This is a genomic window from Microbacterium sp. P5_B6, from assembly GCF_056400345.1.
On sequence record NZ_JBFULL010000002.1, the window covers coordinates 305,850 to 319,575 of the forward strand.

At 68.5% G+C, this 13,726-nt stretch carries 13 protein-coding genes and 1 tRNA gene; 5 read left to right on the top strand and 9 right to left on the bottom strand.

Going from position 1 to position 13,726, the window contains the following annotated elements; genetic code table 11:
• Nucleotides 1–52 precede the first annotated feature (52 nt).
• A complete protein-coding gene (locus AC1DP3_RS03115; protein WP_477291183.1) occupies nucleotides 53–1,450 on the bottom strand; it encodes a zinc-dependent metalloprotease in 1,398 nt (465 codons plus the stop codon).
• 134 nt (nucleotides 1,451–1,584) lie between these two features.
• On the opposite strand from AC1DP3_RS03115, the gene AC1DP3_RS03120 reads away from it, so the two are divergent.
• Nucleotides 1,585–2,706, top strand: coding sequence for a YlbL family protein (locus AC1DP3_RS03120; protein ID WP_477291185.1), 1,122 nt, complete (start codon nucleotides 1,585–1,587; stop codon nucleotides 2,704–2,706).
• Nucleotides 2,707–2,797: 91 nt separating this feature from the next.
• Entirely contained in the window at nucleotides 2,798–5,707 is a 2,910-nt protein-coding gene (locus tag AC1DP3_RS03125; RefSeq protein WP_477291187.1) for a UPF0182 family membrane protein, read from the top strand.
• Between the two features lie 93 nt (nucleotides 5,708–5,800).
• Here AC1DP3_RS03125 and AC1DP3_RS03130 read toward each other — a convergent pair whose 3' ends face one another.
• From AC1DP3_RS03130 to idi, 7 genes are read right to left on the bottom strand one after another with little or no spacing between them, the layout of a single operon-like run.
• The gene (locus AC1DP3_RS03130; RefSeq protein ID WP_477291189.1) at nucleotides 5,801–6,694 is read right to left on the bottom strand and encodes a prenyltransferase; all 894 of its coding nucleotides are present in this window, start codon (nucleotides 6,692–6,694) and stop codon (nucleotides 5,801–5,803) included.
• Nucleotides 6,691–6,996, bottom strand: coding sequence for a lycopene cyclase domain-containing protein (locus tag AC1DP3_RS03135; protein WP_477291191.1), 306 nt, complete (start codon nucleotides 6,994–6,996; stop codon nucleotides 6,691–6,693). Before AC1DP3_RS03135 ends, AC1DP3_RS03130 begins: the two co-directional genes overlap by 4 nt.
• Nucleotides 6,993–7,337, bottom strand: coding sequence for a lycopene cyclase domain-containing protein (locus AC1DP3_RS03140; protein WP_477291193.1), 345 nt, complete (start codon nucleotides 7,335–7,337; stop codon nucleotides 6,993–6,995). Before AC1DP3_RS03140 ends, AC1DP3_RS03135 begins: the two co-directional genes overlap by 4 nt.
• 2 nt (nucleotides 7,338–7,339) lie before the next feature.
• A complete protein-coding gene (gene crtI, locus AC1DP3_RS03145) occupies nucleotides 7,340–8,914 on the bottom strand; it encodes a phytoene desaturase family protein (protein WP_477291195.1) in 1,575 nt (524 codons plus the stop codon).
• Nucleotides 8,911–9,765 (bottom strand): phytoene/squalene synthase family protein, encoded by an 855-nt coding sequence (locus tag AC1DP3_RS03150; protein ID WP_477291197.1) that lies wholly within the window; start codon nucleotides 9,763–9,765, stop codon nucleotides 8,911–8,913. Before AC1DP3_RS03150 ends, crtI begins: the two co-directional genes overlap by 4 nt.
• 56 nt (nucleotides 9,766–9,821) lie before the next feature.
• On the bottom strand, nucleotides 9,822–10,883 hold the full coding sequence (locus AC1DP3_RS03155; RefSeq protein ID WP_477291199.1) for a polyprenyl synthetase family protein: 1,062 nt from the start codon (nucleotides 10,881–10,883) through the stop codon (nucleotides 9,822–9,824).
• Entirely contained in the window at nucleotides 10,880–11,437 is a 558-nt protein-coding gene (gene idi / locus AC1DP3_RS03160) for an isopentenyl-diphosphate Delta-isomerase (RefSeq protein ID WP_477291201.1), read from the bottom strand. The genes AC1DP3_RS03155 and idi overlap by 4 nt, the downstream gene beginning before the upstream one ends.
• An 84-nt stretch (nucleotides 11,438–11,521) precedes the next feature.
• On the opposite strand from idi, the gene AC1DP3_RS03165 reads away from it, so the two are divergent.
• Nucleotides 11,522–11,995, top strand: coding sequence for a MarR family winged helix-turn-helix transcriptional regulator (locus AC1DP3_RS03165; RefSeq protein WP_477291203.1), 474 nt, complete (start codon nucleotides 11,522–11,524; stop codon nucleotides 11,993–11,995).
• A 244-nt stretch (nucleotides 11,996–12,239) separates the two neighbouring features.
• Here AC1DP3_RS03165 and AC1DP3_RS03170 read toward each other — a convergent pair.
• Nucleotides 12,240–12,313 (bottom strand) — tRNA-Met (locus AC1DP3_RS03170).
• Nucleotides 12,314–12,407: 94 nt separating this feature from the next.
• Here AC1DP3_RS03170 and AC1DP3_RS03175 point away from each other — a divergent pair.
• Nucleotides 12,408–12,923 (top strand): DUF6328 family protein, encoded by a 516-nt coding sequence (locus AC1DP3_RS03175; RefSeq protein ID WP_477291205.1) that lies wholly within the window; start codon nucleotides 12,408–12,410, stop codon nucleotides 12,921–12,923.
• Entirely contained in the window at nucleotides 12,920–13,726 is an 807-nt protein-coding gene (locus AC1DP3_RS03180) for a carbon-nitrogen hydrolase family protein (protein WP_477291207.1), read from the top strand. Before AC1DP3_RS03175 ends, AC1DP3_RS03180 begins: the two co-directional genes overlap by 4 nt.

Sequence of the window (13,726 nt, forward strand, 5' to 3'; positions counted from 1 at the left end):
CGGAGAGGCGACGGAGCGTGGCGCGATCCTGGGGAGGAAAGGGCGGTCCCGGTCAGACCGGACGTTCGCCGCTGGAGTCGCCCGCGTCGTCCGTCGGCTCGTCCGGAGCTCCGGGTGATGCGTCATCCGGGGACTCGCCCGCGAGGAGCGCCTCGAGGGCGTCGTCGAACGCGTCGCGCACCGGCTCGTCTCCGCGCGCGTGCGCCTGCAGGCGGGCGACGAGTGAGGCGGGGTCGTCGATGTCTTCCGACGTCGGCATCAGGTCGGGGTAGTCCCACAGTGCATCTCGGCCGGCGACACCCACAGCATCCGTCACCGCGCGCCACATGGCGGCCGCCTCGCGCATGCGACGGGGACGCAGTTCGAGCCCGACGAGCGAGCCGAGCGCCTGCTCGGCCGGTCCGCCGACCGCCCGGCGCCGCCGGACGGCCTCCGCGATGCGATCGGCGGAGGGAAGCCGCGCGGTCGCATCGGTCGTCACGACGTCCACCCACCCCTCGATCGTCGCGAGGAGGTTCTCGAGCCTGGTGAGAGCGGCTGTCTGCGCCTCGGAGCGCTCGGGGAGCAGTGCGCCGCTCTCGAGCGCCTTGCGAAGCTCTTCCGGCTCGGACGGGTTGAAGCGCGTCGCGAGGTCCTCGAGCGCGCTGGTGTCCACGTGGACCCCGCGCGCGAAATCGGTGATCTGCGAGAGGACGTGCAGTCGAAGCCAGCGGGCATGCCGGAAGAGCCGCGCATGCGCGAGCTCGCGCGTGGCGATGTAGAGGCCCAGCTGATCGTCCGGGATCTCGAGGTCACGCCCGAAGTCCGCAAAGTTCTGCGGAAGGATCGCGGCCTCGCCATCCGGCATGAGCGGGATGCCGACATCTCCGCCGCTGACGACCTCGAGCGACAGTCGCCCCACCACCTGGCCGAGCTGCGTCGCGAACAGCGAGCCGCCGACGCTCCGCATCAGGCGGCCGGCACCCTGCACGAGGCTCTGCATGTCTTCGGGCGCCTGGTCGCTGAGTGCGGCCGTGAGCGCATCGGCGATGCTCGTCGCCACGGGCTCGGCGAGCTCCTGCCACACCGGGAGGGTCGCCTCCACCCACCCGCCGCGGGTGAGCGCCTGGGGCGCGTGGGCGAGGTCGGAGATCGTCGTCGCCTCGCTGAGCCACAACGCCGCGAGGGCGAAGGCCTGATCGAAATCCGTGCGCTGGCCGGACGTGACGCCGAGTCCGTCCTGGTTGGCGATGTGCAGGGCCTGGCGCTGCGCGAGGTCCCAGGAGATCTCGCCACCCCCCTCGAAGGCACCCTGAAGCTGCTGCATCAGGGTCTGCATCATGGCGGGGTCGATTCCCATGCCCGTCAGCCGCGAAAGCTGCTCCGGATCGATGCCTTCAGCACCTCCGCCGAACAGCTGCCGGATGAGCTCCTGGAATTCTTCTTCAGGAGTGTTCTCGTCATCTGGCACTTCAGCCGCCTTTCAGCCGGATCATGAGCTCGCGTTCTACGCTAGTGGCACGCATCCCCCCAATCCCCGCCCGGAACCCGCACACTGTACGCCGGTCGCGAACGACAGGCGAGTTTCCGCAAGAGAGGTCCTCCGTGGCGCTGTTCGACGAGAACGTCACCATCACGCCCGCCCCACGGCAGCGCATGAGCAGGTCGGTGACGGTGGGCGTGTGGGCTCTGGCGATCTCGATGCTGATCCTCCTGGCCCTCACCTTCCTCCCGACGGCGTACGTGATCCAGCAGCCGGGGCCCGTGTACAACACCCTCGGTACGGCGACGGCCGAGAACGGCGACGAAGTGCCGCTCATCTCCGTCGAGGGCGCGAAGACGTACCCGACCGACGGGACCCTCGACCTCCTCACCGTCCAGGTCGTCGGCAACCGGGAGCGGACGCCGTCGTGGCTCGAGCTCGCGACCGCCTGGTTCGACCCCACGAAGGCCGTGCTCCCGATCGATGCCATCTTCCCGGAGGGCCAGACCAGCGAGGAGCGCAGCGAGGAGAGCGCCGTCCTCATGACCGACTCGCAGAAGGAGGCGACCGCTGCGGCCCTCTCGGAGCTCGGGTACGACATCGGCGCGCACCTTTCCGTGCACTCGGTCCAGGCCGGATCCGCTGCCGAGGGCCTCATCGAGGTGGGTGACGTGATCGTCTCGGCGAACGGGACCGTGGTCACCAGCGCGGCTGAGCTGCGCGAGATCGTGAATGAGGGCGACGGCGCCCCGGTCGACCTCGTGATCGAGCGCGACGGAGAGCAGCAGACTGTCGCGGTGACGCCGGCCGAGTCCGAGATCGACGGCGAGAAGGTGTGGCTGCTGGGCGTCAGCCTGCTGAGCGACTACGACTTCCCGATCGACGTCACCATCCAGCTCAACAACGTGGGAGGCCCGAGCGCCGGCATGATGTTCGCGCTCGGAATCATCGACACCCTGACCGCCGGCGAGCTCAACGGCGGCGACAACGTCGCGGGGACCGGCACGATCACCGCCGACGGTCAGGTCGGGCCCATCGGCGGCATCCAGCAGAAGATGTGGGGCGCGCTCGGAGCCGGCGCCGACTGGTTCCTGGCGCCCGCTTCGAACTGCGATGAGGTCGTCGGCCACATCCCGGCAGGGCTCCGCGTGTACTCGGTGGAGGATCTCGACGACGCGCTCACCGCGCTCGAGGCGATCAGCGGCGACGGCGATCTGGACGCTCTGCCCACCTGCACCCGCTGAGGCGGTGGCGAGGCGTCGCGCACTGTCCGTGGATATCCCGAGAGTCGGCCGTGCGCGGACTCGTCCAGATCCGCGCGCCTAGGATGAGACGGTGACCACGACCCCTGCGCCGAGCCAGGCCACGCCCTCTCGCAGCCGACGCATCCTCGCCATCACGTTCGCGATCATCGCGGCCATCGTGGTGGCCTTCTTCATCTTCGCGAACCTCTACGCCGACTGGCTCTGGTACGAGCAGCTCGACTTCCAGTCCGTCCTCGTGACGCAGTGGCTGGCGCGGCTCGTCATGTTCGCGGTGGGATTCCTCGGCATGGCCGTGCCGGTGTGGCTGGCGATCCAGCTGGCCTATCGGCTGAGACCCGTATACGCGCGCCTGAGCTCGCAACTCGACCGCTACCAGGAGGTCGTGGAGCCGCTCCGACGACTGGCGATGTGGGGCATTCCCATCTTCTTCGGCTTCTTCGCCGGGTTCGCGGCCTCCGCTCAGTGGGAGACCACGTGGCTGTGGATCAACGGCGTGGCGACCTCGACCACCGATCCGCAGTTCGGCCTCGACACGGGCTTCTACCTGTTCGCGATGCCCTTCTACAGCACTCTGCTCGGCTTCGTCTCGGGGGTCCTGCTGGTGTGCCTGCTCGTCACCGCGCTGGTGTCGTACCTCTACGGATCGGTGCGCGTCGGACAGCGCGAGCTCAGCATCTCGAAGTCCGCCCGCATCCAGCTGGCGGTGCTCGCCGGCCTCTACCTGCTGGTGCAGGCAGCCAGCCTCTGGCTCGACCGCTACAAGACGCTGATCGAGCCGGGAGACCGCATCGTCGGACCGGGCTATGTCGGCACCCACGCGGTGATCCCGGGCCTCACGATCCTCTCGCTCGTGGCGATCCTCGTGGGCGTGCTCTTCTTCGTCACGGCCATCATCGGCCGCTGGCGCTACCCCCTGATCGCGACTGCACTGCTCCTCGTCTCGGCGATCGTCCTCGGCGTCGCGTACCCCTGGGTGCTCAACACCTTCCAGGTGCGCCCGAACCAGCTGGCGCTCGAACAGCCCTACTACCAGCGCAGCATCGACATGACGCAGACGGCGTACGGCATCGATGGGCTCGAGAAGACCGAGTACACCGCGACGACCGATGCGGAGGCCGGTCAGCTGCGCGCCGATGCCGCCACGACGACCCAGATCCGCATCATGGATCCGGCGATCATCTCGCCGACGGTGCGCCAGCTCGAGCAGTTCCGGTCCTACTACCAGTTCTCGGACCCGCTCGACGTCGACCGCTACGAGCTCGACGGCGTCTCGCAGGACACCGTCGTCTCGGTCCGCGAACTCGATGTCAGCCAGCTGGGGAACGCCGCGTCGTGGCAGAACACGAGCCTCGTCTACACCCACGGCTACGGCCTGGTGGCAGCCAAGGGCAACGACCGCACCTCCGACGGCAATCCGGTGTTCATCGAGCGGGGCATCCCCGCCACCGGCGAACTGACCAACCAGGAGGACTTCGAGCCGCGCGTCTACTTCGGCGAGGACTCGCCGCTGTACTCCATCGTGGGAGCCCCGGCCTCGACGGCGCCCATCGAGCTGGACTACCCCGCGGGTGACGACGGCGCCACCGAGACGAAGACCACGTTCGAGGGCGACGGCGGACCGAGCGTCGGCAGCGTCTTCAACCGGCTGATCTACGCCCTGAAGTTCCAGTCGGAGCAGATCCTCTTCTCGGACTACCTCAATGAGAAGTCGCAGATCCTCTACGACCGCAATCCGCTGGAGCGCGTCCAGAAGGTCGCCCCGTATCTGGAACTCGACAAGGATCCTTACCCGAGCATCGTCGACGGCCGGATCGTCTGGGTCATCGACGGCTACACGACCAGTGACAGCTACCCCTACTCGACGATCGTGAGCCTTTCGCAGGCGATCGCCGACGCCAACAACGAGGCGCCGCGCGTCGCCCTCGACAACATCAACTACATCCGCAACTCGGTGAAGGCGACCGTCGACGCGTACGACGGATCGGTGAAGCTCTACGCGTGGGACGACAAGGATCCGATCCTGCAGGCCTGGCAGAAGGTCTATCCGTCGACGATCGAGCCGATCTCGAAGATGTCGTCCGACCTCATCAGCCATGTCCGCTACCCGACCGATCTCTTCAAGGCGCAGCGCGCGATGCTCGGCGTGTACCACGTCAACGACGCGCAGTCCTTCTACCAGCGCGACAACGCCTGGAAGACCCCCGACGACCCGCAGAACCCCAACTTCCTGCAGCCGCCGTACTACCTGACCATGCAGATGCCCGGTCAGGAGATCCCGTCCTACTCGATGTTCACGAGCTTCATCCCGGCCGGAGACAACACGCGGAACGTCCTCATGGGCTACCTCGCCGTCGACTCCAACGCGGGCGAGCAGGCGGGCGTCAAGTCCGCTGACTACGGAAAGCTCCGGATGCTGGTCATCGACGCTGACACGAGTGTGCCTGGTCCAGGTCAGGTGCAGAACACCTTCGACGCGGACCCTCAGGTCTCGGCCTTCATCAACATCCTGCGGCAGGGCCAGTCGGATGTCCTGAACGGCAACCTGCTGACCCTTCCCGTCGGCGGCGGCCTGCTCTATGTCCAGCCCGTCTTCGTGCAGTCCTCCGGTGCCACAAAGCTGCCGACGCTGCAGAAGGTGCTCGTCTCGTTCGGCAACAAGGTGGCCTTCGAGGACACCCTGAACCAGGCGCTGGATTCGCTGTTCGGGGGTGATGCGGGGGCGGATGCCGGAGACGGCGACGTGACGCCGAGCCCGGCTCCGACCGAGCCGACACCGACACCGTCGCCCACCGAGCCGAACCCGACGCCGTCCACCCAGCCGACGCCCCCCGCCGACGCCTATCAGGCCGCGCTGCAGGAAGCGCAGCAGGCCATGATCGACCGCGACACGGCACTGAAGGCAGGCAACTGGACCGCCTACGGTGAGGCGGACGCCCGCCTGACCGCGGCGGTCGAGCAGCTCATCCAGCTGGGCGGCTGATCGACTGCACATCGCGACGACGAAGGCCCGGGATGCGAATCCCGGGCCTTCGTCCGTTCGCGACCGGCGGTCAGGATGTGACGTCGTCACCGCTCATGCCGTCAGGAACCAGTACCAGATCAGCAGCAGCGTGACACCGAACCCCGTGAGCTGGTTGAGCCAGAGGAACCGGCTCCAGCCTCTGGTGGCGGCATCCGCGGTCTCGTCGGTGACCGAGCGGAACGGCCACACGGTCGCAAGGTAAGGGAGGGCGAGGAGGGCCGCGAGCGGGCCGGGCCACGTGGTCAGCAGCATGACGAGCCCGGCCGCGGCGTAGCAGGCGAGCGCGAACCAGACGGTCCATCGCGGTCCCCGAGCGGTGGCGATCGACGAGATGCCCGCCTCGCGGTCGGCTGCGACATCCTGAACCGCACCGAACGCATGCGATGCGACGCCCCAGAGGGCGAAGGCCACGATCACCGCGGCGAGCTGCCAGGTCCAGACCGCTCCGGCCAGGACCAGCCCGTACACGGCGGGTGAGAAGAAGTGGATGCTGCTCGTGACCGAGTCCGCGAAGGGACGCTCCTTGAGCCTGAGGGGCGGCGCGCTGTAGAACACGACGAAGAAGAGGCTGATCGCCAGGACCAGCCACGACAGGGGTGAGCCGATCGCGACGAGATAGACCACGAACGGAAGGCAGCCGAGGCCCGCCGCCCACAGGGTGATCGGATGCATCCGGCGATCGAGCACGGCCCCGTGCGCGCCGCCCTTGCGAGGGTTGCGGAGATCGGATTCGTAGTCGAACACGTCGTTGATGCCGTACATCGCGAGGTTGTAGGGCACGAGGAAGAAGAGGGTGCCGATGACGAGCGGCGTATCGATCTCCCGCGTCGTCATGAGGTAGGCGGCGGCGAACGGGTATGCCGTGTTGATCCAGCTGACGGGGCGCGAGGCCACGAACAGCTCGCGGACGACCGATCGCGCCCGAAGCGGTTCGGCAGTTGTCACGCAGGCCTCCGGGAGGGCAGAAGGGTGAAGACCGCGGGCACCAGGAACGCCGCGCACACAGGGTACGAGAAGTCCTCGAGTGGCGCGAGCCCGATGCGAAGGCCGCTGATGTTCTCGACCGGGTACGTGAAGAGGTCGGCCGCGATCATGAGGTTGTCGAAGACGGCAGTGAGCAGCACGAGCACCACGGCTGCGACGGCGCACGCCGCCATTCTCCTGCCGAAATCCGGGCGTCGGATCGTCGCGAGCGTCACCGCGAGCGTCGCCACTGCGAAAGGGACGATGAGGAGCGCATAGGTCATGCTGCCGGCTCCGCCTCCTGGCGCCGCGCCCTACGTGCGGCCACGCGGAGCGCGGCCGCCCACACGACCAGCGCGAGATAGCTGAGGAAGGCGAGGAAGACCGGCTCCTCCACAGGAAGATGCGGGGCGAGGTCGAGGCCGACGAGCAGGGGACTGTCGCCCTTCACGAAGACGCCCGACGCGATCCCCACCGCATCCCAGAGCAGGAAGAAGCCCGTGCCGATCGCCACCGCCGCCGAGGTGCGTCCGGGTGCCACGGGGAATGCCAGGCGCCACCTCAGGTCGAGCATGGCGATGCCTGCGAACGAAACGAGGAGTGCGACGAGGTAGAGCCCCGGCACCGTCAGACCTTCGCCGCCGCGGGCTCGGGCAGCGGTCCGGGGGAGCGGTCGCCGCGCAGCCGCTTCACGACGAGCTCCGCCGAGATGAGGCACATCGGCAGGCCGATCCCGGGGAGCGTGGAGGCGCCGGCATACATCAGGCCGTCCACCCGCTTCGAGACGTTGCGAGGGCGGAACACGGCGCTCTGGTTCAGCGTGTGGGCAAGACCGAGGGCGTTCCCTCGCCATGCGTGCAGGTCGGCCTCGAAATCACCCGGCGCGATGGTCCTTCTCACCACGATGCGCTCGGCCAGATCGGGGATGCCGCACCACTCCGACAGCTGGGCGATGACGGCGTCGGCCGCCGTCTCGATGCTCGCGTCGCCGTCGCCGTCCTCGCCGCCGTGGCCGAGGCGCGGATCAGCGGGGACGGGTACGAGTACGAAGATGTTCTCGTGGCCGGCGGGTGCGACGCCCGAGTCGGTCGCGCTCGGTTTGCAGACATACAGCGAGGCGGGATCAGGGATGCCGCTCGCCCGCCCGAAGATGCGCTCGAAATTCTCGCGCCAGTCACGCGTGAAAAGGAGCGTGTGATGGGCGAGCTGGGGCAGCTCTCCCTCGACTCCCAGCAGCAGCAGGAGCGCCCCCGGGCTCGGGGTGCGCTTATCCCACCACTGCTGCGGGTAGGAGCGCAGCTCGGGCGGCAGCAGCCGTGTCTCGGTGTGGTGCAGGTCGGCCGTCGAGACCACCAGGTCGGCCTCGATCACGCGGCCATCAGCCACCCGGATGCCCGTGGCGACAGCATCCTGCGTCTCGATGCTGAGCACCTCCGCACCGGTTTCGATCACAACGCCGCGCGCACGAGCGAGCCGCTCGATCGCACGGATGATCTCGGTGAACCCCCCGCGCGGGTAGAGCACGCCCTCGTCGAGGTCGAGGTGGCTCATGAGGTGGTAGAGACTCGGGACGCCATAGGGCGACCCGCCGAGGAAGACGGCCGGGTAGCCGAGGATCTGCCGCAGCCGGAGGTCGGTGAAGCGCTGCTCGATGTGCGAGGCGAGCGGCCGGGTCAGCAGCGGAGCGAGCTGGGGGAGCCTGCGCAGCATCTGGGGGTCGCGGAGGGCAGCCGTCGTCTCGTAGGAGTCGTAGAGGAAGCGCGAGATCGAGAGGTCGTACGCGTCGCCCGCCGAGTCGAGGTAGGCGTTCAGCTTGGCCCCGGCTCCCGGTTCGATGCTCTCGAACAGGCCGGTCGCCGCGGCCCGACCCGAGACGACGTCGACAGGAGCCTCCTCGCCCTGGGTGTACACCCGGTACGCGGGGGTCAGGGGAGCGAGATCGAGCTCCTCAGCCGCCGACGTTCCGAGCAGCCGGAAGAAGTGGTCGAAGACCTCGGGCATCAGGTACCAGCTCGGCCCTGTGTCGAAGCGGAAGCCGTCGGCTTCCCACGAGCCGGCGCGTCCACCCACCTCGTCGCGGCCCTCGAACAGCGAGACGTCCCACCCCTCGGACCCGAGCAGGGCCGCGGTGGCGAGGCCGGCGATGCCGCCGCCCACGATGACGGCGCGTCCCGCCTGACGGGAGGTTCTTGTTCGGGTCATGCGCGCGCACTCCTCGGCGAGAACCCCATCCAGGCGCGCGCGGCGAGAATCGCCTTGACCGGGTCGGGGACGCGCACGCGGGACGTCTGACGGTCATCGCGGCGGAGTCGGACCGCGAGCTCTGCGAAGAGATCGTGGGCCGCGGTCACCGCCCGACGGCAGTCCTTGGGGAGGCGGGGAATGACGGCGGCCGCACAGGCGAGGTCGGCATCGATCCGTGCGAGCACTTCGGATCGCGACGAGGCGCCGAGATAGTCGCGGCCGAGCTCGCCGGCGTCGTGGTCGAGGTCGCGCAGGAAGTTGACGTCCTGGAACGCGGCGCCGAGGCGCCGTGCGCCTTCCACGAGATCCGGCGGGGGCTGCCGAGGCTCGGATTCGCCGGCGTTCACGAATGCCTGAAGGCACATCAGGCCGACGACCTCCGCCGATCCGTAGACGTACTCGTCGTGCGACCTGGTGTCGTGGTCCGCCGTCGTGATGTCGGTGCGCATCGAGGCGAAGAAGGGCTGGATGAGGTCCTCTCCGATCCCGCACTCCCTCGCCGTGCGGGCGAACGCGTGGACGACGAGGTTCGCACTGAAGCCGCGATCGATGGCCGCGAGCGTCTCGGCCTCGAGCTCGTCCAGCACCCTTCGCTCGGCGTCGGCGTCGAGGCCGGCAGCCGCAGCGGGTCCGTCCACGATCTCATCGGCGACCCTCACCAGGGCGTAGACATTCCGCACGTGCGGGCGCACCCGATGCCCGAGCATCCGGCACGCCAGTGCGAAAGAGGTGGAGTACGCGGCGATCACAGCGGCTGCGGCATCCTGTGCCGTCCGATCGTAGAGCTCCAGCCCGGTCGCCGCAGTCACGGGGTTCCGCCCCACACCCCCGGCTTGCTGGCCCCTGCTTGGGCTCGGCTTGGCGCTCACGGCACACGCTCCGCGATGGCGTGCGCGAGCTGGGCCACGAGGGTGCTAGCGGCTGCGGGCAGGGCCGGGTCGGATGCCGCGTCCCGTGCCTCTGCCAGTGTCCGGTCGACGAGCGCGAGCAGCCGCGTGCGTGCGCCGCTGTCGTCGAGCGCCTGCTGCGCCTCGCGGACGGCGATGGGACCCGTGTGTGCGACGGCGAGCGCGTCGCTGACGCGATTCCACATGCCGGACTCGCGGGCCAGAGCGATCAGCGGCGTGCGCTTCGCTTCGCGCAGATCTCCACCGGCCGCCCGACCCGCCTGTGCGGGGGAGCCGAAGGCTCCGATCAGGTCGTCGGCCAGCTGGAAGGCCAGTCCCAGGTGGCCGCCTGCGCGCTCGAGGGCCGCGACGACCTCCACCGGCGAACCGGCCAGGACAGCCCCCGCGCAGAGGGGCGCGGTGAACGAGTAGACGGCGGTCTTGTTGTGGGCAGCAGCGAGCAGAGCATCCGGATCCGCGCAGTCCTGCGCGACGGCGTGCTCGACATCGGCGAGCTCGCCGGCGGCCGAGATGAGGACGGCGTCGTCGAAGAGGTCCAGGAGCGCCTCTCGCTGGGCGGCGCTGATCTCGGCCAGGGCGACCAGCCGAACAGCTTCGTGCAGCAGGAGATCGCCGGCCAGGATCGCGGCCGCATCGCCGAGGAGCGCCTCTCCGGCGGCGTCAGCACCTTGCGATCGCGCGCGCAGCCGGAATTCACCGCCGACGTTCGGAATGCCCCGCCGCACGGTGTCGTGGTCGATCACATCGTCGTGGACGACGAACGCGGTGTGCAGAAGCTCGAATGCCGCGGCCACGGAGTAGAGCGCAGGCTGCGCGGCGCCGTCACCCCCGCACGCCTCGAAAGCGGCGGCGACCAGAGCCGGGCGGAATCGCTTGCCGCCGCCCGCTGCCCGGGCAATCGCGCCTCCGAGAGCGCGGAGCGAGCCTCCCTGCGCCGAGGAACGGGCCTGGATACGGCCGATCGCCTCATCGATCGCGTCGTCGATCGCCGCGGAGGGTGCCGGTGGAAGTGAGATCACGATGCTCGTCGTCGCTCGTGCGGCGAGGTCCGGTCGAACAGGTGAAGCTGCTCGGCCTGCAGGACGAGCCACGGACTGAACGCCCAGGGTGTCGCCTCGAGGGATGCGGCGAGGTCGGCGGGCTCGACCCACATCGTGTCGACGACCTCGCTCGGGTTCGGCGTCGGGTCGTCATAAGTCAGCGCGGTGTAGACCGGGCACAGCTCGTGCTCCACGTAGCCGTTGGCATCCGTGGCGCGATAGCGGAAGAGCGGAAGTGCGAGCTCGATGTCGGTGAGGCTGATGCCCAGCTCGTAGTCTGCGCGACGATGGACCGCTGAAAGCACCGGCTCAGCGGGGCGGGGGTGACCGCAGAACGAGTTGCTCCAGACGCCCGGCCACGTGGTCTTGCCGAGAGCGCGGCGTGTCACGAGCACGTGACCGTCGCTGTTGACGACGTGGCATGAGAATGCAAGGTGCAGCGCAGTGTCGGTGCCGTGCACGCTGCTCTTCAGCGCGGTGCCGATCTCGCGGCCGTCATCGTCCAAGAGGACGACATGATCGGTATCGGTCACTGTGGTGCCCTCCTGAGGTTTTCACTAGTTTATCTAGCAATCTGGTGTGGTCGATGATACAAGTGAACAGGAGGAAGTGTCTACATGTCTCAGCGTTGGGAACCGCTGACGCCCCGTGACCACGCGGTCATGGGCGTCCTGAGGGCCATCCAGGCCCTCAGCGACGCCATGGACCGCATGCACAGCGGCATGAAGGGCGATATGGACATGAACGCCACCGACATCGCCGCCCTGCGCATGCTCATCCTGCGCGAGCGGCGGGGCGAGACCGTGAGTCCGCATGACCTCGCTGATCACCTCCGGATCTCCACCGCTTCGACGACGAAGCTGCTCGACCGACTGACGCTCTCGGGGCACCTGGAGCGCAGACGCCATCCGCACGACGGTCGTGCGCGCATCGTCGTGCTGACCCAGGCATCGCGTGATGACTTCTACAAGCATTTCAGTATTCGCCTTCGAGCCATGCGGGATGTCGCCGAGCGATACGACGAAGCGGAGCTGAAGGTCGTGGCCCGCTTCATGGGCGAGCTCGGCCAGGCCCTCGATCCGCCCGAGTAGACGTTGCCGGGCAATGCAGCGCCCCCCGGAAAGCCCCGGTCGAACGGCAAAAGAAGAAGGCGCCCCTTGCGGGACGCCTTCTTCATTCTGTTGCGGGGACAGGATTTGGCCACGCCGCTCCTCCACGAATCGCTGGCGCGATTCGCGGAGCCTCTGCGGCGCGGGACCGCCTGAAGTGCGGTGCAAAGGGCCGGTCACGCAACGAAAAAAGAAGGCGCCCCTTCGGGACGCCTTCTTCTTTTCGTTGCGGGGACAGGATTTGAACCTGCGACCTCTGGGTTATGAGCCCAGCGAGCTACCGAGCTGCTCCACCCCGCGGCACAAGAAGAAACTCTATCACGGGTTTTGAGTGGTTGTCGCCACGGGGTCGGGATCCTTGCTCGCCGCACCGCTGGCGGGCAAGGATGAGGACATGACTTCTCCCCGTCGGAATCCCGCGCGCGACGCGGCCCACGACGGACGCGATGAGAGTCCGGCGGAGCGGGCAGACCGCAACTGGATCGACGTCCTCCAGGAGTTGCGCGTGCTGCAGACCGGGTCGCAGATCCTGAGCGGATTTCTGCTCGCCCTCGCGTTCCAGCCGACCTTCGCCGATCTGTCCGACGGGCAGCGTGCCTTCTACCTCGTCCTGGTCGTGCTGGCAGCCCTGAGCACGATCATCGCCCTCGCGCCGGTCGCGCTTCACCGCGGTGTCTTCCGGCGTCTGATGAAGCCGGGTGTCGTCGCCTACGGTCACTTCGCGCTGATGATCGCCATGGCGACGGTTGCGGCGCTCGTCGTGGGCGTCGTCGCGTTCGTCTTCGACGTCGTCCTCAGCACGGATGCCGCCCTTGTCGTCGGAGGGGTGCTGGGCCTCCTCATCGCGATGCTGTGGATCGTTTCACCCATCCTCATGCGCCGTCAGAGCGCGGACGGAAGCGCCCGATGAGCAGCACTCTCCCGATCGCCGTCGCACAGTTCTCACCCACTGCCGACGCCCCAGCCAACCTGGCGCTCATCGCGGACCTCGCCGCGACGGCATCCGCGCGGGGTGCCCGGGTCGTCGTCTTCCCGGAGTACTCGAGCTACTTCGTGGACCCGTTCGACGAGTCGCTCCGCGCCAACGCCGAAGACCTCGTCGGTCCGTTCACACGCGGTCTCGCGACGGTGGCGGCCACGCACGATGTTGTCGTGGTGGCGGGCCTGCTCGAACGAGCGGACGATGACCGGCGCGTGCGCAACACGCTGGTCGCCGTGGCCGCCTCCGGCGTCATCGCGACCTACCGGAAGCTGCACCTGTACGACGCGTTCGGCCAGCGGGAGTCCGACTGGATCCAGCCCGGCGCCATCGGGACCCCCGAGACGTTCGAGGTCGGCGGACTGCGGTTCGGCCTGATGACCTGCTACGACCTGCGCTTCCCCGAGGTCGGGCGTCTGCTGGCGGATGCCGGGGCGGATGTCTTCCTCGTGCCGGCGGAGTGGGTGCGGGGTCCGCTCAAGGAGCACCACTGGTCGACCCTGCTCCACGCGCGCGCTATCGAGAACACCGTCTTCGTCGCCGCCGCGGACCACCCGCCGCCGCTCGGCGTGGGGCATTCGATGATCATCGACCCGCAGGGCGTGCAGATCGCTGCTCTGGGAACGGGGACCGGGGTCACCGTGGCGCACCTCGATCTCTCCGCCATCGACCGCGTCCGACGGGTGAACCCGTCGCTGGTTCTGCGGAGGCTCAAGGTCGTACCCGGCGATTGA

What these genes read in the sequence shown, in the direction of transcription:
- AC1DP3_RS03135 (WP_477291191.1), bottom strand. Translation starts at nt 6,996, where the DNA reads ATGACCTATGCGCTCCTCATCGTCCCTTTCGCAGTGGCGACGCTCGCG.
- AC1DP3_RS03165 (WP_477291203.1), top strand. Translation starts at nt 11,522, where the DNA reads ATGTCTCAGCGTTGGGAACCGCTGACGCCCCGTGACCACGCGGTCATG.
- AC1DP3_RS03180 (WP_477291207.1), top strand. Translation starts at nt 12,920, where the DNA reads ATGAGCAGCACTCTCCCGATCGCCGTCGCACAGTTCTCACCCACTGCC.
- AC1DP3_RS03175 (WP_477291205.1), top strand. Translation starts at nt 12,408, where the DNA reads ATGACTTCTCCCCGTCGGAATCCCGCGCGCGACGCGGCCCACGACGGA.
- crtI (WP_477291195.1), bottom strand. Translation starts at nt 8,914, where the DNA reads ATGACCCGAACAAGAACCTCCCGTCAGGCGGGACGCGCCGTCATCGTG.